The sequence below is a fragment of the Pseudochelatococcus lubricantis genome (assembly GCF_042432495.1).
Lineage (GTDB): Bacteria > Pseudomonadota > Alphaproteobacteria > Rhizobiales > Beijerinckiaceae > Pseudochelatococcus > Pseudochelatococcus lubricantis.
On sequence record NZ_JBHLXC010000002.1, the window covers coordinates 308,100 to 331,676 of the forward strand.

Annotated in this window: 14 protein-coding genes; 4 read left to right on the forward strand and 10 right to left on the reverse strand. The window is 68.2% G+C overall.

Annotated elements, in window-relative coordinates; genetic code table 11:
- Positions 1-4: 4 nt before the first annotated feature.
- Complete coding sequence (locus ACFFJ7_RS04375) at positions 5-1,969, reverse strand: sigma 54-interacting transcriptional regulator (RefSeq protein ID WP_166947549.1); 1,965 nt, start codon at positions 1,967-1,969, stop codon at positions 5-7.
- Between the two features lie 483 nt (positions 1,970-2,452).
- Between ACFFJ7_RS04375 and ACFFJ7_RS04380 the strand changes: the two genes are divergently transcribed.
- From ACFFJ7_RS04380 to ACFFJ7_RS04390, 3 genes are all read left to right on the forward strand, one after another.
- Positions 2,453-4,612: a hydantoinase/oxoprolinase family protein gene (locus ACFFJ7_RS04380; protein ID WP_166947551.1), complete on the forward strand. Its 2,160-nt coding sequence runs from the start codon at positions 2,453-2,455 to the stop codon at positions 4,610-4,612.
- Between the two features lie 30 nt (positions 4,613-4,642).
- Positions 4,643-6,970: a hydantoinase B/oxoprolinase family protein gene (locus ACFFJ7_RS04385; protein ID WP_377590872.1), complete on the forward strand. Its 2,328-nt coding sequence runs from the start codon at positions 4,643-4,645 to the stop codon at positions 6,968-6,970.
- A gap of 62 nt (positions 6,971-7,032) precedes the next feature.
- The gene (locus ACFFJ7_RS04390) at positions 7,033-7,542 is read left to right on the forward strand and encodes an acetone carboxylase subunit gamma (protein WP_166947555.1); all 510 of its coding nucleotides are present in this window, start codon (positions 7,033-7,035) and stop codon (positions 7,540-7,542) included.
- A 4-nt stretch (positions 7,543-7,546) separates the two neighbouring features.
- On the opposite strand, the gene ACFFJ7_RS04395 is transcribed toward ACFFJ7_RS04390, so the two are convergent.
- The 6 genes from ACFFJ7_RS04395 to ACFFJ7_RS04420 form a co-directional block, all read right to left on the reverse strand.
- The gene (locus ACFFJ7_RS04395) at positions 7,547-7,945 is read right to left on the reverse strand and encodes a hypothetical protein (RefSeq protein WP_377590873.1); all 399 of its coding nucleotides are present in this window, start codon (positions 7,943-7,945) and stop codon (positions 7,547-7,549) included.
- A gap of 152 nt (positions 7,946-8,097) precedes the next feature.
- On the reverse strand, positions 8,098-8,664 hold the full coding sequence (locus ACFFJ7_RS04400) for an NADPH-dependent FMN reductase (protein ID WP_377590874.1): 567 nt from the start codon (positions 8,662-8,664) through the stop codon (positions 8,098-8,100).
- A gap of 139 nt (positions 8,665-8,803) precedes the next feature.
- Positions 8,804-10,024: a BaiN/RdsA family NAD(P)/FAD-dependent oxidoreductase gene (locus ACFFJ7_RS04405; RefSeq protein ID WP_377590875.1), complete on the reverse strand. Its 1,221-nt coding sequence runs from the start codon at positions 10,022-10,024 to the stop codon at positions 8,804-8,806.
- A gap of 16 nt (positions 10,025-10,040) precedes the next feature.
- Positions 10,041-13,556, reverse strand: coding sequence for a double-strand break repair helicase AddA (gene addA / locus ACFFJ7_RS04410; protein ID WP_377590876.1), 3,516 nt, complete (start codon positions 13,554-13,556; stop codon positions 10,041-10,043).
- On the reverse strand, positions 13,553-16,792 hold the full coding sequence (addB, locus tag ACFFJ7_RS04415) for a double-strand break repair protein AddB (RefSeq protein ID WP_446686870.1): 3,240 nt from the start codon (positions 16,790-16,792) through the stop codon (positions 13,553-13,555). Before addB ends, addA begins: the two co-directional genes overlap by 4 nt.
- Positions 16,773-17,507 carry a nucleotidyltransferase family protein gene (locus ACFFJ7_RS04420; RefSeq protein ID WP_166947565.1) on the reverse strand — a complete coding sequence of 245 codons (735 nt, stop codon included), beginning with the start codon at positions 17,505-17,507 and terminating at the stop codon, positions 16,773-16,775. Before ACFFJ7_RS04420 ends, addB begins: the two co-directional genes overlap by 20 nt.
- Between ACFFJ7_RS04420 and ACFFJ7_RS04425 the strand changes: the two genes are divergently transcribed.
- Positions 17,506-17,769 carry a hypothetical protein gene (locus ACFFJ7_RS04425; RefSeq protein WP_166947567.1) on the forward strand — a complete coding sequence of 88 codons (264 nt, stop codon included), beginning with the start codon at positions 17,506-17,508 and terminating at the stop codon, positions 17,767-17,769. The genes ACFFJ7_RS04420 and ACFFJ7_RS04425 overlap by 2 nt on opposite strands.
- Before the next feature lie 41 nt (positions 17,770-17,810).
- On the opposite strand, the gene tsaE is transcribed toward ACFFJ7_RS04425, so the two are convergent.
- From tsaE to ahcY, 3 genes are all read right to left on the reverse strand, one after another.
- Positions 17,811-19,382 carry a tRNA (adenosine(37)-N6)-threonylcarbamoyltransferase complex ATPase subunit type 1 TsaE gene (gene tsaE / locus ACFFJ7_RS04430; protein WP_377590877.1) on the reverse strand — a complete coding sequence of 524 codons (1,572 nt, stop codon included), beginning with the start codon at positions 19,380-19,382 and terminating at the stop codon, positions 17,811-17,813.
- Positions 19,379-21,910 (reverse strand): sensor histidine kinase, encoded by a 2,532-nt coding sequence (locus tag ACFFJ7_RS04435; protein WP_166947571.1) that lies wholly within the window; start codon positions 21,908-21,910, stop codon positions 19,379-19,381. The genes tsaE and ACFFJ7_RS04435 overlap by 4 nt, the downstream gene beginning before the upstream one ends.
- 252 nt (positions 21,911-22,162) lie before the next feature.
- Complete coding sequence (gene ahcY / locus ACFFJ7_RS04440) at positions 22,163-23,560, reverse strand: adenosylhomocysteinase (protein WP_377590878.1); 1,398 nt, start codon at positions 23,558-23,560, stop codon at positions 22,163-22,165.
- Positions 23,561-23,577 lie beyond the last annotated feature (17 nt).

Genomic DNA, 23,577 nt, shown 5'->3' on the forward strand with positions numbered 1-23,577 from the left:
TTGTTCAGTGGTCGCGCCGGAAGCCGTATTTTTCGAGCTTGGCGTAGAGTGTCGAACGCGCGATGCCGAGCCGCCTCGCGGTGAGCGAGATGTTGCCGCCCGTCTGCGCCAGTTCACGCTCGATCACCGCGCGTTGCGCCGCGCTCCATTGCTGGAGGCGGTCCTCAGCCGTGCCCGGCGCGGGATCCTCCCACTGCCCCGCAACCTCGCCGCCGACGACGGCGCGGACGATTTCGCCGGGCACCTCCCGCATGGTCAGATGCGCGCTGCCGAGAACGACCATGCTCTCGATCACGTTGCGAAGCTCGCGGACGTTTCCCGGCCACGGATAGCGCCGGAACACGTCCGCCACCTCGTGGTCGAGCGTCGGCATCGGCAGGCCCATGGCGCGCGCGCTCCTGTGCAGCAGGTGGCCGGCGATGAGCAGCACATCGTCGCCACGCTCGCGCAGCGGGGGGATGGCAAGCCGCAATGTCGCGATCCGGTAGTAGAGGTCGCGCCGGAAATTGCCGCACGCAACCTCGGACAGCAGGTCCCGGTTCGTCATGGACACGAGACGCACATTCACCGACCGGCCGATGTTCGAGCCCACCCGATAGACGACGCCGTCCTCCAGCACCCGCAGCAGGTAGGGCTGCAGGCTCGCCGGCATCTCGCCGACCTCGTCCAGACACAGGGTGCCGCCGTCGGCCGCCTCCATGCGGCCCGCTCGCCCGTGGTCGTCCGCGCCGGTGAAGGCGCCCTTCTCGTAGCCGAAGATTTCGCTGGCGATGAGATCGCGCGACATGCCGCCACAGTTCATCGGGATGAACGGCGCGCCCTCCGCGCTGCCAAGCATATGCAGCGCGCGGGCGAAAAGCTCCTTGCCGACGCCCGTCTCCCCTTCGATCAGCACCGGCGCGCGGCTCGCCGCCATGCGCCGGACACGCTCGAACGTCTCGCGCATGATCGCGCTTTCGCCCAGAATATCATCGAGAGCGACGGCTTCGCCTGCTTGCGGCCGCGCCACCACCGGGCGCGGCCTGCGCCGGGAGGGAAATGTCAGCACGGCGCCGATCTGGCCGTCCCCTGCATCGTCGCGTTGCGCCTGCCGCCGCGCGGCATCGATGATCTCGACCTCGGCGCTGGGCAGGCTTCCCCGCACCAGAGGCCGCCACAGGTCGAGGGGCACGCCGCGCAGGGGCTCGATCGACCGGCCGACGACCATGCCCGGATGATCGCGGGAGAGCGCCGCGAGCGCGGCGTCCGTCGCATGGATGATGGCGCCGCGGTTGTCCAACACCACGATCTCGTCGTTCTGCCAGCGCGAGCGGCGCGACAGGAAAACCCGCAGCAGTTCCTCCCGTGTATCCTGCACGTTCTGCAGCAGGAGCGCCTCGATCTGCTGGCTGACGGAAACGGCGAGCGCGAGGCTTTGCGGATTGAACGTCCTGGCCGGCCCGGAGATATCGATGATGCCGAGCATCTCCTGGTCTATGGGGTGCCTGACGGGGCTCGCCGCGCAGGTCCAGCGTTGCACATCCTCGCAATAATGCTCGGCGGCGTGGATCTGGACGGGGCGCTTCATCGCGATGGCGGTACCGATGGCGTTGGTGCCGATATCATCCTCCGCCCAGCGCCCACCGCGTTCGAGATGGACGTCGCGCCCTGAATCGATGACGCGCGGATCGCCCCTCGTCTCGATGATGAGGCCGCCGGGATCGGTGAGGATGATCATCGAATTCGCCTCGGCCAGAAAATCGGCCGTGCGCGCCAGCGCGCCGCGGGCGGCGTTCAGAAGGATGCGGTTCTCGTGCCTGCGGCGGTAAAGCTCCGGCTCCGGCAGCTTCGGGGCATTGCGACGGCGCGCGATGCTCGTATAGCCGCGCGAGCGAACCCAGGATGCCGCAATGTCTTGCCGGAAATCCGACGGCACCCGGCCATCGGCCACGAACGTCTCCCACGCCTGACGAATCTCGCGTTCGTTCACAGCAGTTCCCTTCCCGTCGTGCCATGCCGCGTGTGAAGGAACGCCGCATCTGCAATGGCACAGGCATCAGGAGGAAAGGTGCAGACAGGCGTATCGGCCTGCCCGACGGTCGGCGCGATGCCCCAGGTCTGTCAACCGTCCACGTTTCCCCATCCCGTTGCGCTTCTGTAAGGCCGGCGCAACTGGGTCACGTAGCATAACCGTGTTTGACGGCATTTGCCAATATGTCTTCCGCTGACGTTCTCACGCAACAATATATTGATTTACCCTGTTCGAAATCCGGACAGGCCATTGTCCGATAGCTGTCGGACACGACACCGCCACGACAGCGGCCGGACACGCGCCGTTTCCCGAATTACCGTGCAATGGCAAGGCATTTCGCCGCCCGGGCACCACTGGCACGCCCCTTGCTCCATCACAGGCGGACCGGTCGACAAGCGGACCGGCTTCGCAAAAAACCACGGACCAAGGGGAGGTAACTTCATGAATGTCCATAACAAGGACGTGCCAGCCCGTAACGTGCAGGTGCTCGGCATCGACGCCGGCGGCACGATGACGGACACGTTCTTCGTCGACGCGGACGGCGACTTCGTCGTCGGCAAGGCGCAGAGCACGCCGCAGAACGAGGCCATAGGCCTCATCAACTCCAGCGTCGACGGCCTCGCGGCCTGGGGCATCTCCCTCGACGATGCGCTGAAGCAATTGCAGACCGGCGTCTATTCCGGCACCGCCATGCTCAACCGCGTGGTACAGCGCAAGGGCCTGAAATGCGGCCTCATCGTCAACCAGGGCCTTGAGGACTTCCACCGCATGGGCCGGGCCATCCAGGCCTATCTCGGCTATGCCTATGAGGACCGGATCCATCTCAACACCCACCGCTACGACCCGCCTTTGGTGCCGCGCCACCTCACGCGCGGTGTGGTGGAGCGTGTCGACATGTTCGGCACGGTGGTCATTCCGCTGCGCGAGGAGAGCGCGCTGAAAGCCGCGCAGGAGCTGATCGATCAGGATGTCGAGGGCATCGTCATCAGCCTGCTGCACAGCTATCGCAACCCGGCTCACGAACGGCGCGTGCGCGACATCGTGCTGGAAGCGGTGAAGAAGAGCGGCAAGAACATCCCGGTGTTCGCCTCGGCCGATTACTATCCCGTGCGCAAGGAGACGCACCGCACCAACACCACCATTCTGGAGGGTTATGCGGCGGAGCCTTCGCGGCAAACGCTGAAGAAAATATCCGACAGCTTCAAGGAGCACGGCACGAAGTTCGACTTCCGTGTGATGGCGACCCACGGCGGCACCATCTCGTGGAAGGCGAAGGAGCTGGCGCGCACCATCGTCTCCGGCCCCATCGGCGGCGTGATCGGCGCGAAGTATCTCGGCGAGGTGCTGGGCTACAAGAACATCGCCTGTTCGGACATCGGCGGCACGTCCTTCGACGTGGCACTGATCACGCAGGGCGAACTCACCATCAAGAACGATCCCGACATGGCGCGCCTCGTGCTGTCGCTTCCCCTCGTCGCGATGGACTCGGTGGGCGCGGGCGCGGGCAGCTTCATCCGGCTCGATCCCTACACGAAGGCGATCAAGCTCGGCCCGGATTCGGCCGGCTACCGCGTCGGCGTCTGCTGGGCGGACAGCGGCATCGAGACGGTCAGCATCTCGGACTGCCACGTCGTGCTCGGCTATCTCAACCCGGACAACTTCCTGGGCGGCGCGATCAAGCTCGACCGCGACCGGGCAGTGGCCGCCATCAAGGCGCAGGTCGCCGACCCGCTGGGGCTTTCCGTCGAGGATGCGGCGGCGGGCGTGATCGAATTGCTCGACTCCGACCTGCGGGATTACCTGCGCTCGATGATCTCCGGCAAGGGCTACAGCCCCGCAAGCTTCGTTTGCTTCTCCTACGGCGGCGCCGGGCCGGTGCATACCTACGGCTACACCGAGGGGCTCGGCTTCGAGGACGTTATCGTACCGGCGTGGGCGGCGGGCTTCTCGGCCTTCGGCTGCGCGGCCGCCGACTTCGAGTACCGCTACGACAAAAGCCTCGACATCAACCTGCCGCCGGACGCGCCGGACAGCGACCGCGAGGCCGCGTCGAAAACCCTGCAGCAGGCGTGGGAGGAACTGCGCGAGAACGTGCTGGAGGAGTTCCGGCTCAACGGCTACGCCGCCGACCAGGTGACGCTGACGCCGGGCTTCCGCATGCAGTATCGCGGTCAGTTGAATGACCTTGAGATCGAGTCGCCGCTCCCCGCCGTCGCCACGACGGAAGACTGGAACCAGCTCGTCGATGCCTTCAACGACACCTACGGGCGCGTCTACGCCGCCTCCGCCCGCTCGCCGGAGCTGGGATACTCGGTGACGGGCGCCATCATGCGCGGCTCGGTGCCGATCCCCAAGCCGAAGATTCCGAAGGAGCCGGAACACGGCCCGACGCCTCCCGAAGAGGCGTTCCTCGGTACGCGCAAGTTCTACCGCAAGAAGCGCTGGGTCGACGCACAGCTCTACCGGATGGAGGCGCTGTTGCCAGGCAACCGCATCACCGGCCCCGCGATCATCGAATCGGACGCGACCACCTTCGTCGTGCCCGACGGGTTCGAGACGTGGCTCGACGGCCATCGCCTCTTCCACCTCAAGGAAGTGTGACCCCAACAATAAGTTCAGAGAGGAAACATCATGAACGTCAATGTTCGCAAGGATGCCCTCGCCGGGGCGGCGCGCGGCATCGTGCGCGGCGGCGAGACGCTGAAGCAGCACCGCGACCGGCTGATGGACGCGACGAAGAGCAGCGGCCACTATGCCGGCCTCAAGGGGCTCGAACTGCGCGACACCCAGCCCATTCTGTACAACAAGCTGTTCTCCCGCCTGCGCGCCGGCGTCGTCGACGCGCGTGAGACGGCGAAGAAGATCGCCGCCTCCCCCATCGTGGAGCAGGAAGGCGAGCTGTGCTTCACGCTCTACAACGCGGCGGGCGACTCGATCCTGACCTCGACGGGCATCATCATCCACGTCGGCACCATGGGCGCGGCGATCAAGTACATGATCGAGAACGGCTGGGAGCAGAACCCCGGCGTCGCCGACAAGGATATCTTCTGTAACAACGATGCGCTGATCGGCAACGTGCATCCGTGCGACATCCATACCATCGTGCCGATCTTCTGGGAGGGCGAGCTGATCGGCTGGGTCGGCGGCGTCACCCACGTCATCGACACCGGCTCCGTCGGGCCGGGCTCGATGTCGACCGGGCAGGTGCAGCGCTTCGGCGACGGTTACTCCATCACCTGCCGCAAGATCGGCGCCAACGACACGCTGTTCCGCGACTGGCTGCACGAGAGCCAGCGCATGGTGCGCACCACCCGCTACTGGGTGCTCGACGAGCGCACCCGCGTGGCCGGTTGCCACATGATCCGCAAGCTCGTCGAGGAAGTGATCGCCGAGGAAGGCATCGAAAACTACTGGAAATTCGCCTACGAGGCGGTGGAGCACGGCCGGCAGGGCCTGCAAAACCGCATCAAGGCGATGACCATTCCCGGCAAGTACCGGCAGGTCGGTTTCGTCGACGTGCCCTACGATCACCCGGACGTGCGCGTGCCTTCCGACTTCGCGAAGGTCAACACCATCATGCACACGCCCTCCGAGATCACCATCCGGGGCGACGGCACCTGGCGGCTGGACTTCGACGGCTCGTCGCGCTGGGGCTGGCATACCTATAACGCGCATGCGGTGAGCTTCACATCCGGCATCTGGGTGATGATGACGCAAACGCTGATTCCGTCCGAGATGATCAACGACGGCGCGGCCTACGGCACCGAGTTCCGCCTGCCCAAGGGCACCTGGATGAACCCGGACGACCGGCGCGTCGCCTTCTCCTACGCCTGGCACTTCCTCGTCTCGTCATGGACGTCGTTGTGGCGCGGTCTCAGCCGTTCCTACTTCGGGCGCGGGTATCTTGAGGAGGTCAACTCCGGCAACGCCAACACCTCCAACTGGCTGCAGGGCGGCGGTTTCAACCAGTACGACGAGATCCACGCCGTCAACTCGTTCGAGTCCGCCGCCGAAGGCACCGGCGCGAGCGCGGTGAAAGACGGCCTCGACCACGCCGCCGCCATCTGGAACCCGGAAGGCGACATGGGCGACATGGAAATCTGGGAACTGGCCGAGCCGCTCGTCTATCTGGGGCGCAAGATCAAGACGAACTCCGCCGGTTACGGCAAGTATCGCGGCGGCTGCGGCTTCGAGAGCCTGCGCATGGTCTGGAACGCCAAGGACTGGACCATGTTCTTCATGGGCAACGGCCACATCACCTCCGACTGGGGGCTGATGGGCGGCTATCCCGCCGCCTCCGGCTATCGCTTCGCCGCGCACAAAACGAACATCAAGGCGCTCATCGAGGAGGGCAAGCCGCTGCCGCTGGGTGGCGACACCGACCCGGAAAATCCTGAATGGGACGGCCTGTTGCCGGCAGCGCAGATCAAGCGCGACAAGCAGGCCATCACCACGGAGGAGATGTTCGCCGACTACGACCTCTATCTCAACTACCTGCGTGGCGGCCCAGGCTTCGGCGATCCGCTCGACCGCGAGACGGCGCGCATCCAGGAGGATCTCGACGGCGGCTACCTGCTGCCCCGCTTCGCCGAGCGAGTCTACGGCGTCGTGCTGCAGCACGAAGGCGGCCGGCATGTCATCGACGAGGACGCGACCGTGGCACGCCGCCTCGAAATCCGCAAGGAACGCCTCGCGAAATCCGAACCGGTGTCCGACTGGCTGGCGCGGGAACGGGAGAAGATCGTCGCCAAGCAGGCGGAAACGCAGGTGCAGCAGATGTTCGCCGCCTCCTTCAAGCTCAGCCCGAAGTTCCTTGGCGACTTCAAGACGTTCTGGAAGCTGCCGGCGGAGTGGGATCTGCGCGAGGAGGACCTCGATATCCCGAGCTACGGCGCGAACTACTCGATGGACGTGTCCGAATTGCCGGATGTCACCACGGTGAAATTCGTGGACGAATGAAACAACGCGGGGCGGCGTGAAGCGCCGCCTCCTTCCCGCCAAGAAACACCGGAGGAAACATCATGGCTTCTTACACCCGCACCAAGATCGCGGATCTGGTCGACGGCACCATCGACCACGACACCCTGCACCAGATGCTCTCGACGCCGAAGGACCCGGACCGCTTCGTCACCTACATCGACATCCTGCAAGAGCGCGTGAAGTGGGACGACCGCATCCTGCTGCCGCTCGGCCCGAAGCTCTACATCGTCCAGCGCAAGGATACGAAGCAGTGGGTGGTGCGTTGCGAATGCGGCCACGACTTCTGCGACGCCAGCGAGAACTGGAAGCTGCACGCGCGCGTGCGCGTGCGCGACACCCAGGCCGACCTTGAGGAAATCTATCCCCGGCTCATGGCGCCCACCGCCACCTGGCAGGTGCTGCGCGAGTACTACTGCCCGGATTGTGGCACGCTGCTCGACGTGGAGGCCCCGACGCCGTGGTATCCCGTCATCCACGACTTCGAGCCCGATATCGAGACCTTCTACCGCGACTGGCTGAACCTGCCGGTGCCGGAACGCGCACGCGCGTAACCCTTCACCACGGAAACCCGCCGTGCCAACTGGGGGAAGACGCTCTGGCGGCCTTCCCCTTTTTTATGACGATAGCCCGAAAACGCGAAACGGTTTGAAATAATCGGATCATGCTCATCAATGCTTTGATTTCGAGCGAATCCTTATTGTCCGGATGATTCGGCCGGAGCGGAAAACGCTCCGCAAAGCCGTCTGACGCGCTCATCGTCCACTTTCCGGACAGCAATACCATCCGGCATCGAAACGCCATGCGGCGCGACGCAAGTGACGCCGCGCTTGAAAAATATTGCGCATCAAGCAGAAAGTAACGGCCGGGTCGAGGCGATTCGGCGACACGAAAGGAGGTGAGACGATTGAAATTCCGGCTTACGCTGGTTGTCAGGATCGGAGTGTGGCGCTTCACCCTGACAGTCAGTCGCTAAGAGAACGGGGGTCGGGCGAAAGCCCGGCTCCCACCGGAGGAAAGGTCGTCTCACCTCCCTTGGGATCATGCATACCATAAAGGCCACGGAACTCATAGCCTGGGGTGGCCCGCTGCTCCCGCCGCGTGAGGGATCAGTGAGCGCGGTTCTTCTCGATCCATGCCGCGAAATCGGCGACGAACTTGCCGAGGAAGGTTCTCGTGCCCTCGTTCGTCAGCTTGCCGTCATCGTCGAGCAAATGGCCGACACCGCCGATGTAGGCTTCCGGCTGCTGCAGTGTCGGCACGTTGAGGAACACCAGCGACTGGCGCAGATGATGGTTGGCGCCGAAGCCGCCGATGGCGCCGATGGAGACGCTCACCACCGCGCCGGGCTTGCCGCCCCACACGCTCTGCCCGTAGGGGCGCGAGCCGACGTCGAGCGCATTCTTCAGCACCGCCGGCACCGAGCGGTTGTATTCCGGCGTCACGAACAGCACGGCGTCGAACCCCTTTACCTTCTCGCGGAAGGCGGTCCAGGCAGCGGGCGGCGTGCCTTCGTCGTCGAGGTCCTGATTGTAGAGGGGAAGATCGCCGATCTCGACGATCTCAAGCTTGAGGCTGTCGGCGGCGATATCCGCGAGGACATGTGCGATCTTGCGGTTGAACGAGGCCTTGCGCAGGCTGCCGACGAAGACGGCAACGGTAGCGGGAATGTTCATGAACGATGCCTTTCTGGGATATGGCCGGAGTGGCCGGACGCCGGGCAGTGTATAACGGATCAGGCGGCGCTGCCACCGCAACGCAGCATCGCGCGGCAGGCAACGAAGCCGCGACCGGCGCCGGAAACATCGCGCCCGGTCAGGCGGATCGCTCCCCGGCGATTGCCGTGCCCGCCGCCCGGCCCGACGACCACGCCCACTGGAAGTTGTAGCCGCCGAGCCAGCCTGTGACGTCGACTACCTCGCCGATGAAGTAAAGGCCCGGCACCGCCTTCGCCTCCATGGTCCGCGAGTTGAGCGCCGCCGTGTCGACGCCGCCCAGCGTCACCTCCGCCGTGCGGTAGCCCTCGCTGCCGGCAGGATGAAGCTCCCAGCCGTTGAGCGCCTGCGCCAGCGCCGACAACTTCCTGTCGCTCATGTCGCCGATGTTGCCGGCGAGGCCGAGCCGGTCCGCCATATGGAGCGCCAGCCGCTTCGGCAGCAGGTCGGCGAGCACGGAGGCGATGGCCTTGCGGCCGTCCTGCCGCCGGCGCTCGCGCAGAACCTCGAACGGATCGGCCCCCGGCAGCAGCGCCACCGCAATCGGCATCTTCTCCCGCCAGTAGGACGAGATTTGCAGGATGGCCGGACCGGACAGGCCGCGATGCGTGAACAGCATCGCTTCCTCGAAGCGTGCCGCGCCGCACGTCACCGCGACATCGGCGGCGACGCCCGCGAGCGGGCGGAAATCCGCCATCACATCCTCCCCGAAGGTCAGCGGTACGAGCCCCGGCCGCGTTTCCGTCACGGCGAGCCCGAACTGCTCCGCGAGCCGGTAGCCGAAGCCGGTCGCGCCCATCTTGGGAATCGATTTGCCGCCCGTCGCCACCACGAGATTGCGGCAGGCGACGCCATAGGCTCCTTCCTGCCCGTCGAGATCGAGCGAGAAGCCGCCTTCCGTCTTTGCCACGCCGTCGATGCGGGTCTGCAGGCGCAGCTCGGCACCCGCCCGCGCCATTTCCGCGCACAGCATATCCACGATCAGCCTGGCGCTGTCGTCGCAGAAAAGCTGGCCGCGCGTCTTTTCGTGATAGGCGATGCCGTAGCGCTCCACGAGCGCGATGAAATCGTGCTGCGTATAGCGGCTCAACGCGGATTTGGCGAAGTGGGCATTGTCCGACAGAAAGCACTGCGGCTTCACATTGAGATTGGTGAAGTTGCAGCGCCCGCCGCCGGAGATGCGGATTTTCTCGCCCGGCGCGCGGGCATGGTCGACGACGAGCACCCGCCTGCCCGCAGCGCCCGCATGGGCGGCGCACATGAGGCCGGCCGCGCCTGCCCCGAGAATGACTGTTTCCACCTGAAGATGCTGACGCGCCATGCAATCGTGTCCCCCGTCAGCCGCCCGCCAGCCCCGGCAGGCGCAGCGCCTCGTCGAGCCGGGCGGCCGGCACTTCCTGCACAGCAGGCCCGGCGGTGTGGATCAGGAAGGCGCGCACGGCCTTCCCCGGCAATATCTGCTGCAGCAGGGCGCGGTAGAGCGCAAGCTGCACCACATGAGACGGGCGCGTGTCGAGAGGGGGCGGCGTGCCCGTCTTGAAATCGGCAATGTGCACCTCGCCGCCCGCGACGGCGAGCCGATCGATGCGGCCGGAAATCGGCAGGACGCGCCGGCCGCCGGCAAGCTCCAGCGTGACGTTGCCCGCCAACGCCACTTCCGCGCGGCTCCCCGGCCCGAAGAGCACCGCGAGCGGCGGCGCGTTCAGCACATCGAGCGCGGCCGCGACAATCTGCTGCTGCTCGTGCGCCGGCAGGCGCGCCGCGCGTGCCTTCACGAAGGCCGCCGCCGCGCCAGCCTGTGCCGCAAGCGGAAGGCCGGGCAGACGTTCGATCAGCGCATGCACGAGCTGGCCGCGCAGGCGGGCGCGGGCGACGAACGGCGTCTCCGGCGCGCGGTGGGGCCGGTCCGCCGCCGAGAGCGCGCTTGACGGCCGCAACGGCGGCACGGCCTCCGTCTCAGCGCGCGCGGACGCGGTGAGCCAGTCCGGCATCGGCGGCGGCGGCGCCTTCGGCCCCACCGGAGGCGGGACGGCGGGGGCCGGCTTGTCCGGCGTCAGCCAGCGCAGCACCTCGCCGCCATCGGCGTCGCGATCGCGCAGCAGCGTTCCCCGGCCGGCGAGCCGGCCCGCGCCTTCCGCCGCTCGTTCGAGCCCGTTGATGACCATGCCGGTCCAGCTTTCCTCGGGCGGGCGCGGCTCGCCCTCGGCAGGCGGCGAGCGGTTGATGGCGGAGGCGACGATGAGGCGGTTTCTGGCCCGCGTCAGCGCGACGTAGAGCAGGCGGTTGTTCTCCTCGACGGCCTTGTGGCGCAGGACCGCGCGCGCTTCGGCGACCGGCTCCGGATCGAATTTCTCGCCCGGCGACCACACGGGCACCGCAACGGCTTTCCCGTCCAGCGCGACCTCGACCTCGATCAGCCGGGGATCGTGCCGGCCGTCGGGCTTTTCGCCGCCGTCGGCGAGGATGACGACCGGCGCTTCAAGCCCCTTCGCGCCGTGCACCGTCATCACCCGCACCTCGTTGCGCGCGTCGTCCATGTCGCGTTTGATGTCGCCGGCCGTGCCCTCGAAGGCGTTGAGGAAGCCGGTAAGCGAGGGGGGAAAGCGCCTCTCGTGGTCGAGCGCCTGCGCGAGGAAGGCGTCGATGGCATCGCCAGCCTCGGCCCCCAGCCGTGACACCAGCGCGCGGCGCCCGCCGCGCGGCCCCAGCACGGTGGCGTAGAAGCCGAACGGCCCTTCCCGCGCCGCCAGTTCCCGCCATCCTGCGAGCGCCGCGAGCCCCTTCGCCGCCGCTGCATCGCCCGCCTCCGCCGCCGCGCGCAGCGCCTCCGTGAGCGGCATATCGTCTTCGCGCGTTGCCGCGATGCGCATGAGATCGCCGTCGTCCCAGCCTACGAGCGGCGATTTCAGCGCCGCCGCGAGCGTGAGGTCGTCGCGCGGCAGCAGCGCCGCGCGCCCCGCCGCGACGAGGTCGCGCACGCCGATGTGCTCGGCGACCGTCAACCGGTCCGCGCCGGCGACAGGCACACCCGCGTCCTTCAACGCGCGGATCACGGCCTCGAAGAAGGCGCCGCGCTTGCGTACCAGCACGAGCACGTCGCCGGGCGGGATCGCCGGGTCTTTTCCGTCGCCCTGCTCCATCCAGCGGTGGATGGTCGCCGCGATCTTGCGCGCGAGCCGCACGGCAGGCGCCGACCGTTCCGGCTCGTCGACGGGCAAAGCCCAGGCATCCGCGTCCGGCACCGGCGCCTTCCACTGCGTTTCCCACACCTCGACGATGCCCGGCGCCGCGGGACGCGCGCTCTCGTGCACGGGCGCTCCCGCGCCGTCGTCGAACGACAGTCCCCGGCGGTGCTCCGGCACGTCGAACACGGCATCGACCGCCGACAACACCTCCGGCGCGGAGCGGAACGAGACCGTCAGTTCCACGTCCTCGAAGCGCATGCCCGCGCCGCGCGTGCGGGTGCGGAAATAGCGCCCGCTCGCCTCGAACTCATGCGGCGCCGCGCCCTGAAACCCGTAGATCGACTGCTTGGGATCGCCCACCGCGAACAGCGTGCGCGGGCGCGGGAAGACACCCTCGCCGGCGGTGAACTCCGCCACCAGCGTCTTGAGGATGGCCCATTGCTCGGGCGATGTGTCCTGCGCCTCGTCGATCAGCACGTGGTCGATGCCGGCGTCGAGCTTGTAGAGGATCCAGGCCGCGTCGGCACGTTGCAGCAGCGCGACGGTGCGGGCGATGAGGTCGTCGAAATCGAGCGCGCCGCGCGCGTTCTTCAGCGCTTCCACACGGCCGAAGACGGCGTCCGCCAGCGCGAACAGCGCCTGCGTGCGTGCCACCGCCTCCGCCGCCCGGATGCGGCCGAGCAGGTCGACGATCCGGTCGCGCTCCTCGACCAGCCGCTCCGCCATCGCCGCATCGACGGACTGCGTCGCCATCCGGGCGACGGGCGTGCCGGTTTTCGTCAGGAAGATGTCGCGATAGAGCGCGAACCGCTCATCCTCGTCAGCGGCGGCGAAGGCGCGGCGGAAGCCCTCCGCACGCTCCTTGTCCGTCTTCTTGCCCGCCTCCAGCGCCTCGGCGACGATCGGCCATTCGTCGGGCACGAGGCCGTCTTCCACGATGGCGCGGCGCAGACGCTCCGGTGTGTCGCCGGGCGCGAGGCCGCACAGCACGCCGAACGCCGCGAGCGCCCGCGCAAGCCCGCCAGGTTCCCGCGCGTAATCGCGCAGGAACGACTTGCAGCGCAGCGCCGCGCGCAGCACCCTGTTCACCGCCTCGTCACCGGCCTCGCGCGACATCAACGCCAGCGCGCCGGTGAGAGCCGGATCGCCGGCACGCGAGGCCGCGATCAGCACATCGCGCACCGCCTGTTCGAGAATTTCCTGCGACTGCGTCTCGTCCAGCACCTCGAAGCGTGCCGGCACGTTGGCCTCGAAGGGGAAGAGATGCAGCAGCCGTTCGCAGAAGGCGTGGATGGTCTCGATCTTCAGGCCGCCGGGCGTCTCCACGGCGCGGGCGAAGAGACGGCGCGCAGCCTCGATCTTGCCGGCTCCCGGCTCCCCGCCGACGAGCCTGGCGAGCCTTTGCCCCAGCGCCGCATCGTCCAGCGCGACCCACGCGCCGAGTTCGTCGAACACCCTGTTCGACATGTTCGCGGCCGCCGCCTTGGTGAAGGTGAGGCAGAGGATGCGCGCCGGATCGACGTCGGACAGCAACAGCCTCAGCACGCGGTCCGCCAGCACCTTCGTCTTGCCCGAGCCCGCGTTGGCCGACACCCAGGCGGATGCGGCCGGATCGGCGGCACGGCGCTGGTCTTGGCCGGTTTTCGGCGGAACGACGATGTCGCTCATGCGTCTTCCCCCTCTCCCGCCATCACCGACCATTCGCGCACCCGTGCCAGATGGTCATATGGCCCTTCGCGTCGCGCGAACTCCGCAAAGGGACGCGAGATAAAGCCGGAATTGCCGGCAAAATATCTTTCCAGCAACGCCCGCAAGCCGGCAAAGTGTTCCTCTGCGATCTGCTCCACGGTGCGTTCCTCGCCACGTGGCGGGTTGACCGGCCTGTCCAGCAGCGGCTCGCGCCCGCCGGTGGCATGCATGTAGAGCAGCGCCGGCGCATCGCAGGGTGCAACGCCGCGGAATGCACCGCGTTTCAGCATTGCGGCCTCCAGCGTCATCTGCGGCGCGAAGCCGGCGAACACCTGTTTGGTGGACGGTGGGGCGCCGGTCTTGAAATCCACGATCACGGCGCCGGCGTCAGTCTCCTCGATGCGGTCGGCACGGGCGGTGAGCACAAAGCCACCACCGTCCGGCAGCGGGATGTCGAGCTTTCCCGATACTTCCGCGTGCACCTTGCAGATGGCGGCGCGGCGCGCCTTTTCCCAGCCGACATAAGCCTGCGCCAATCTCTCGAAACGCGGCCACCACAGCACGGCGATGTCGGGATAGACCGCCAGCGGCGCAAAGGCCGCGCGGCCGGCGGCGAGCACCTCGTCCAGCGGATCGTCCGGGAGCGACTGCGGCCAGCGTGCCGCGAAATCGCCGAGCGCCGCATGTACCAGCGTGCCCCGGTCCGCGGCGCCGGGCGGCACCGCGATGCCGTCGAGCGGATCGAGCTTCAGGACATGGCGCGCATAGACCGCATAGGGATCGCGCACCAGCGTCTCGACGGCGGTGACGCTGAGGCGTCTCGGCAGCAGCGAGACAGGCGGCCGGGGTGCGGGCCGGCGGATGGGCGCCACCGCAACCGGCGCATCGAGCGCCTCCGCGAGCGCGACGAACCGGCGGCCGGCATCCGCCACCGCCTGCCACGACTGCGCCCCTGCAAGCGCCTTCATGCGCTGGAGAAACCGTGACGGCACGGTCGGCGCGCCGTCCCGCTTCACGGCGCGGGTCATCACCACCTCGCGCGCGCCGAGCGCCTCGGCGAAATCGTGCGCCGTCTGCCCGATGCGCCGCTCCGGCGAGGAGAGGCCGAGCATGGCGCGCATGGGCCGGTTGAGGAAGGCGTCGCTGCGCGTGCGCGGCGGCCAGACACCCTCGTCGAGCCCGCCGAGCACGAGCCTGTCCGCATGCAGCAGGCGCGCCTCCAGCAGGCCCCATATCCTGACGCGCGGATGGACGCTCGCGCCCGCATGCCTCTCCCGGCGGACGATGCGCATGTCCGCGAGCCCCTCGAACAGGGCGGGATAATCGGCGAAGCGCCCGCACACGCCGAGGCTTTCGGAAAACGCGAGTTCGTCGAACAGGTCCGCGAGTTCCTCGCCGCCTTCGCCCTCAGGCAACGTTTCCACGCCGTCGCGCGCGGCGATCCTGGCCAGCGCCGCCGCATGGCGCGGAGCGAGCGCGACGAGATCGAGACTGGCGGGATTGTCGCCCGCCTGCGGCAGAAACCCGGCGAACGCCTCCTGCAAGCGGTCCAGAAAACCTTCCGCCAGCGCCCAGTCGTCGGCGGAAAGCGCCGCGAGCGGGCGCAGCGCATGCGCTTCCCGCGCCGCGGCCCGGCGCACCGGCAGGATTGCCCGCAGCCCGTCAATGCCGGCGGGCGGCGCAGGCCCGCGCAGCAGGCCGATCTCGATCACTGCGGCCGCACGTTCCACCTCCGCCCGCGTCGTGCCGAAGACCGCCATCGGGTGCGCGAGCAGCGCGAGCAGCGGCTCGGGCGCGAAGTTCGACACCGCGACCTGCGCCGCGAGCCGCGCGAGCGTGCCGGCACGGCTGCGCGACAGCGGTCGCCCGGCAGAGTCCTCCGCCTCGATCCCCCAGCGGGCGAGTTCGGCGCTGACACGCTCCGCCAGCGCCCGGTCCGGCGTGATCAGCGCGGCTGTCTGCCCGTCCCGCTCCACCGCCTCGCGCAGCGCGACAGCCGCGGCCAGCGCCTCGGTGCGCTCGTCCGCCGCCTCGATCAGCGCCATGCCGGCGAGCGCCGCTTCGGCCTGCGCGCCGGCAACATCCGCGCGGTTGATATGCCAGCGCTCCGTGGTCTCGGCCGGCCGCAGCGCCTCGCTCACGAAGCGGCGCCGCGCCTCCAGCCCCGGCGCGGCCGCGCCCAACGTCTCCACGTCCTCGCGCGAGACACCGATGGTGTCGAGCAGCCGGCGCAGGATCGCCTGCGGATGCGTCGCCTCGGGATGCGCCACGGGAGAGCCGCCGCGCCTGCCGCCGACGACCTCCCACGCCTCTTCGTCGAGCCTGTCGTCAAGGCCGGGCAGCACCACGGCCCCCAGCGGCAGGTGGGCGATGGCCGCGATGAGCTGCGCCGTCGCCGGGATGGAACCGGTGGAGCCCGCGACGATCATCGGATCGGCCGGCGGCGCCTGCCGCAGATGCGCGGCCTGCGCCAGGATCAGCCGGTGGTTGCGCGCCACCGGGTCGCTCGCGCCGCGCTCCTCCAGAATCTGCGGCCACTGCTCCGCCGCGATCTTCAGGAAGGCGAGCGTGATGGCGAAATACTGCGAGTGCCGCTCCTCCACCAGCGCCGCCAGTGCGCTCCACGGCACGTCCTCGGTGGTGAGCGAATCCATCAGCCGCGCGAGATCGCCCGCCAGCGCCAGCGCGTCGGCGGGCGAGGCCGGCACCAGCAACGGTTCACGCTCGTCGAGCCGCAGCAAGGCGCGGTCCACTGCCCGCGCCCATGCCAGCACGAGGCGGGTGAGAATCAGCCGGCGCTCGGTGTCCCCCAGGGCCGGCGCGAGCGACGCCGACAGTGCGGCGCCGAGAGCGACATCGATATCACCTTCGTCCAATGCTGCCGAGGCGGCCAGCGACAGTTCAGCGTCGTCGACATCGCCCAGCGGCACGAGGCGCGGCAGCAGCACGGGCGCCGGCGCGAAGCGCTCCGACAGCAGCGTCGCGAAGGCGCGCGCCGCGCGGCGGGTCGGCAGGAAGATCGTCGCCCGCGACAGCGACAGCGGGTCGCCGCGATCCGGAAATCCCGGCACGACGCGCCCGTCGAGCAGTGCATCCGCGAGCGTCGGCAGGAACGGCGCTCCGGTGGGGATGGCATGGACGCGCGCCGCGCGCCGCGCGAGACTCAGGTCGCGCCCGCCATCCTGTGCCTGTCCGTCACCGGGCGCTCGCGGCAACGTATTCCTCCGCCTCAAGGATGGCATGCGGCGTGCCGACATGCAGCCACTCCCCGTCGAGGCGCAGGCCGAAGAGGCGTCCGGCGCTGATGGCGCGGTCGAACAGCAGGTTCATGGAGAACGGCCCGTCGGGCGTGTCCGCGAACAGCTCCGGCTTGACGAGCCCGACGCCGGCATAGATGAACGGCGCGACCAGCCGCTCCGGACGGCGGCTGAGACGCCCGTCCGGCTCCATGATGAAATCGCCGCTGCCCTCGTGCCCGATGCTGTTGGAAGACGTGGCGAGCAGCAGCAGGATGTCCATTTCATCGGCATTCCAGCGCCGGATGAGCCGCGAGAGATTCGACGTCGGCCCTTCCAGCCACATGGCGTCCGTATTGACGACCAGGAACGGATCCGGCCCCAGCCGGTCCAGCGCCTTCTTGGTGCCGCCGCCCGTCTCCAGCAGCTTGGCGCGCTCGTCGGAGATGACAATTTCAAGGCCGTCGAAGTGCTTCAGGTGCTGCTCGACGAGGTCCGGCAGGTAATGCACGTTGACGACCGCGCGCTGCACGCCGGCGGAGACCAGCCGGTCCAGCGCCCGGTCGAGCAGCGAGCGCCCGGCGATGCGCACGAGCGGCTTGGGCAGGGTCGTGGTGACGGGACGCATGCGCTTGCCAAGCCCTGCGGCAAGCACCATGGCGGAGGTGGGCGTAAACGAAGGGCGCTCGGACATGATCGATGTTGCTGATCTGGCTCTTGCGAGAGACTATACGGCCAAGGGAGATCGATGGAACCATCTTTCCCGCACGGGATATTTTTCCGCCTTTTTAGAACCTGTACGCCATAAGGCAACCATTAGAGTGCTTCCGATGAAAACAGAAGCACTCCAGCATTTGCACCCGGCGGAAAAAGTTTCGCTTTTTCAATGCTCAAGCGCCACGCATCCCTGGACGTTTTTCAGCTTTTTTATTCAATCGGAATGCGAAAAGTCCTGACCTGCACGAAACGCCCGCGCGTGCACCCCCTGCAGGCGGAATCAGGCCTCCGTCGCCAGTTGCGGCAGGTGCGTGGCAAACCAGTCACGCAACTCGTGCAACGCGGGATGGGAGAGATTGCGGCGCAGATATTCGCCGATGCGCGGCAGGTGCGCCAGATAGGCGGGCTTGCCGTCGCGCCGGTCGAGTCGCACGAAGAGGCCGAACAGCTTCGTCGCGCGCTGTGCGCCGAGGATGGCATAGGCGCGCGTCAGCGCCTCGGCATCGAAGGCGGGATCCCGCGCGCGCCGCTCCCGTGCATAGAGCGCGAGCAGCCGCAGTTCGAGTTCCGGCGAAACGGTGACGCGGGCATCCTGCAACAACGAGGCGAGATCGTAGGCCGGGTGGCTCATCACCGCGTCCTGGAAGTCGATCAGCCCGACGCGCGCCACGCCCTGCCTGCTCTTCAGCCAGATCAGGTTCGGGGAGTGGAAGTCGCGCAGCGCCCAGGTGTGAGGGCCGGCGGTCACCTCGTTCAGCAGGCCGGTCCAGATCCGGCCGAAGGCCTCGCGCCCCGCATTCGGCACGAATCGCTCCGCCCGGTAGGGCAGATACCATTCGAGCAGCAGGCGCACCTCGATCGTCAGCGCGTCGAGATCGTAGGGCGGTATGGCATGGTCCACGCCCTCGACGACCGGCAGGACATCCGGCACCGGCGAGGCATGCAGGCGGGCGAGCAGGCGCACCGCCTCCGCGTAGCGCTCCGGAATGGGCCCCGCCGCATCCGCCACGCCCTCGCCGCCGAAGTCCTCGACCAGCAGCAGGCCCGCGTCTAGGTCCTGCCCGTAGATGACCGGCGCGCTGAAGCCGAGCGCCCGCAGACCCCGGTCCACTGCGACGAAGGCATGCACGGATTCCGACAGGCGGGCGACCACGTGATAGGGCTTCTCCCGCCCCAGAGTGGGAACCTTCGGGCGCGGTGGCGAGAACATCAGGATAGCCGTCTCGCCGCCGGGTTTCGTCACCCGCTCGTAGCGCCTGCTCGACGCATCGCCGTAGATCGGCTTGCGCTCCCCGAGGCCCCATCCCGCGCGGTCGAGCACGGTGCGCACGGCCTTGAAATCCGCGAGCCACGCCGCCCGGCTGCCCGTCGCCGTCAGTACCGCGACCCGCTCGCCTTCCAGCCCCGGCACCAGCCGCAGGTTCACGTCGAGCCGGTCGGCCGTCAGGTATTCTCCCGCGCGATCCGGCCATTCCACCAGCACGACGGCGTCCTCAATGGCCTCGTCCCAGCCCAGATTGTCGAGTTCCAGCGGGTCGGAGATGCGGTAGAGATCGGCGTGCACGACATTGCCGCGCGCCGTCTCGTAAAGCTGCATCAGCGTGAAGGTCGGACTCGGCACCTCAAGTCCGGGATCGCCGGCGAAGGCGCGCACGAAGGCGCGCGCGAAGGTCGTCTTTCCCGCGCCCAGATCGCCCGAGAGCGTGATGAGATCGCCGGGCTGCGATTCGTCCGCGAGCACGCGGGCGAGATGTTCCGTCGCCGCCTCGTCGCCGAGGCGCACCGCCCAGGTCGTCATGGGCGATGTCGCCGGCGTTCCGGCCGCGCCCGTGCTGGTTCCATTATCCGTCATGCGGCGGCTTCTCCGGCTTCACCCGCCTTGTCCTGCGCACGCGCGAGCGGGAATATGCAGACGATCCGCGTGCCCTGCCCGGGGACCGATTCCACCTCGACGCGCCCGCCGTGCAGTTCCACGAACGAGCCGACGAGCGACAGGCCGACACCCACCGAAAGCCGCATGCCCGTCGCGGCCTGCGCGCGCGAGAACAGCCGCTCCGCCTCGCCGGGAGCCATTCCCGGCCCGTCGTCCGCGACCGATATACGGATATCCTCGCCGCCGCGCACCGCGCCCACGACGATCGTCCCGCCTTCCGGCGAGGCATTGACCGCGTTGGACAGCAGATTGTAGAGCACCTGCCGCACCCGGCGGGCATCGCCGATGAAGACGCCGATATCCACCGGCACATCGACGCGCAGCCGCACGGCCTTTTCCGCCAGCCTGTCCTCGATGCCGCGGATGGCGCCGGCGACCGCCTCGGCCACATCGACATCGCCCATGTTCATCTCGACGCCGCCGTTGTCGATGCTGGCGAGGTCCAGAATGTCGTTGATCAGCGCCAGCAGGCTTTCCGACGAGCGTGTAATGTGGTCCGCGTACTCGCGCTGCTTGGCATTGAGCGGCCCCACGGTCTCCTCCGCCAGCAGCTGGGCGAAGCCGATGGCGCTGGTGAGCGGGGAGCGCAGCTCATAGGAAACATGATGCACGAAATCGTCGCGGATGCGCGACGCTTTTTCCAGCGCCTCGTTGCGCTCGGTCAGCGCCCGCTCGACATTGACGCTGGCTGTCATGTCCGTGACGGTGAGCAGGGTCGAGCCGTCCGGCAGGGGCGCCGTGGCGCAATCGAGCGTGGCGCCGTCCTTGCGCACGACGCGGAACGTATGCGCGGTGCGGGCGTCGTGCAGGCCGGCGACCGCCATGCGGATGTCGCGCCAGACAGCGGCATCCGTGGAGCGCGCGGCGCAATGGCCGGCGATGGCGTCGACATGCGGGCGCGAGGCGATCAGGCTGTCGTCGAGTTCCCAGAGTTCGGAGAAGGCAGGGTTCGACAGCGTCAGCCCGCCGTCCGAGCCGAACACGGCGACGCCCTCGCGCAGCGAATCGAGTGTCTCGCCCTGGATGCGCATCAGCGCGTTGTACCGCGATTCCAGCGTGAACCGCTCTGTCGCGTCGTCGAAGACGTAGGTCACGCCGCCCTGCGGGTTCGGTGTGATGGCGACGCGCAGCGTGCGTCCGTCCGGCAGATACCACCAGTGATCCTGCGGCGCGCTCGCGCCATACGCGGCGAACAGCTCGCGCTTCCAGGCGCGGAAGTCGGCCTGCTCCGGCAGCTTGCGCTCGCCGCGCAGCCGTTCGAGAATGTCGCCGTCGCCGGGCACGGTCTCCAGAAAGTCGGCGTCCAGCGCCCAGAGCCTGCGATAGGCAGCGTTGTGAAACACCAGCCGCTTGTCCGCGTCGAAGATCGCCACCGCCGTGGGCAGCTTGTCCAGCGTGCGGGCATGCGCCTCCCGCAGACGTTCGAGATCGGCGCGCGCCTCCTCCAGCGCCGTCACGTCGCTCGCCGTGCCGGCCGCGCCGCTGCCGCCGGGGCTCTCGACGATCTCCAGCGACAGCCGCGTTCCGCCCGCCGCGGTCGTCACGCGGCCGGTGTAGATCGCCCCCTCCGCGATGCGCGTCCGAACGGCACGGCGCGCGTCCTCGTCGAGCAGCTCAACCTGCCGCGCCACGACCTCGGCACCGTCCGCCGCACCCACCGCCGCCGCGTAGGCGAGATTGGCCCAGATCAGCGCGCCTTCGCGGTCACGCAGCCATATGGGCTGCGCCATGGCGTCGAGCATGGTGCGCAGCGCCGCGAGGTCGCCGCGCGCGGCTGTGAGCGAATCGCGGGCGCGGGCGAGTTCCTGCCTGTCCGTCGTCATCTCGCGCAGGCGAAAGACCGCCTGCCCGCTGATGGCCCGCCCGTCCGCCTCGAAATAGCGGCCGTCCAGCGCGCGCACGCCCAGGTGAAACCGTTCGCCGCCGTTCTTCAGCGCATCGAGCGCGGCGTCCAGCGCCTGCGCGTGCGAGGGCGCGAGCCAGGCGCCGAAGGCCAGCACGCGCCGCGCCGACTGCCCCGGCACCGCAATGCCGGCGTCGCCCTCGATGACGGGTTCGCTGTCCCGCCCCGGCCAGCTCACGATCACCTGCGGATCGCTGGCGATCAGGGTGACATGCCGGTCGTGCCGCGCGCGCAGATCGTTCAGCTCCCGCAGCAGGGCGGTCGTCGCCATGCGCCCGCGCGCGCGTTCGCGCGCCAGCGCAGCAGCCGCGAGCGCGAAGGCGACCGCGAGACCGGCGAAACCCGTGAGAACGATGGCGGATCGGGGTGTGTAGCGCAGTGCAAAACCGTCAACGGCGCCGTCTGCCTCGCCGCTGGTCGCGCCCACCGCGTCCGCAACGCCGCCGGCGGCAAGGAGTGTCGTGAGCAGGCCCGCGCACACGGCCGCGCGGCGGGCGCGCACCGACAATGCAGCCCCGCACCGACGCCAATGCCTGCGCGCCATCGCCCTCATCATCCCCGCCCGAAGAGCCTGCCCGGAAAGTTTTGCCGATAATACCCGCCCGGCGAAAAACCGAGCCGCGAATCACCTGTACATTAACGTTTCGTGCAGCTCATCAGAAAGTGGTTAACGGGGAGGAAACGCAGCCTGCCCCCAGCTATCTGGACTTCCCGGACAGGGGGAATCGTCAAACGATTCAATATGTCGCAGCCGGACGTTCACAAGCGCCCGGCCGCGCCCGGCCAAGCTGCCGCCTCAGTAGCGGTAGTGGTCCGCCTTGAACGGCCCGTTCGCGGAGACGCCGATATAGGTCGCCTGCTCGTCCGTCAGCTTCGTCAGCGTGACGCCGATCTTGGCGAGGTGCAGCGACGCGACCTTTTCGTCGAGGTGCTTGGGCAGCGTGTAGACCTTCTTCTCATATTCGCCGCGCTTCGTGTGCAGCTCGATCTGCGCCAGCGTCTGGTTGGTGAAGGAGGCCGACATCACGAAGGAGGGATGGCCCGTGGCGTTGCCGAGGTTCACCAGACGGCCTTCCGACAGCAGGATGATGCGCTTGCCGTCGGGGAAGGTGATCTCGTCCACCTGCGGCTTGATGTTGTCCCACTGGAAGTTGCGCAGCGACCCGACCTGGATCTCGTTGTCGAAGTGGCCGATGTTGCAGACGATGGCGCGGTCCTTCATCGCGCGCATGTGATCAAGGGTGATGATGTCCTTGTTGCCGGTCGCCGTGACGAAGATGTCGGCGCGCGGCGCCGCCTGCTCCATCGTCACCACCTCATAGCCTTCCATCGCCGCCTGCAGGGCGCAGATGGGGTCGATCTCGGAGACGAGCACGCGGCAGCCCGCGTTGCGCAGCGAGGCGGCGGAGCCCTTGCCCACATCGCCGAAGCCCGCCACCATGGCGACCTTGCCGGCCATCATCACGTCGGTGCCGCGGCGGATGCCGTCAACCAGCGACTCGCGGCAGCCGTAGAGGTTGTCGAACTTCGACTTGGTGACCGAGTCGTTGACGTTGATCGCCGGGAACAGCAGGTTGCCCTCCCGCTCCATGATGTAGAGACGGTGCACGCCCGTCGTCGTCTCCTCGGACACGCCCACGATGTTGGCCGCAAGTTCCGCAAACCAGCCGGGCTTTTCGGAAAGCGTGCGGCGGATGAGCGCGAACAGCACCTCCTCCTCCTCGGAGGACGGCTTTTCGAGGAAGGCCGCGTCGCCCTGCTCGGCACGCAGACCGAGATGAACCAGCAGCGTCGCGTCGCCGCCATCGTCCAGGATGAGGTTCGGCGTGCCGCCGTCGCCCCATTCCAGAATCCGGCGCGTGTAGTTCCAGTATTCCTCCAGCGTCTCGCCCTTCACAGCGAACACCGGCACGCCCGCGGCCGCTATCGCCGCCGCCGCGTGGTCCTGCGTGGAATAGATGTTGCAGGAAGCCCAGCGCACGTCGGCGCCCAGCGCCTTCAGCGTCTCGATGAGCACCGCCGTCTGGATCGTCATGTGCAGGGAGCCGGCGATTCGCGCGCCCTTCAGCGGCTGCGACGGGCCAAATTCCTCGCGCACCGCGATCAGGCCGGGCATCTCCGTTTCGGCGATGGATATTTCCTTGCGGCCCCAGTCGGCCAGCGACAGATCCTTGACGACATAATCCTGCGACATGAACAGCGTCCCATCGT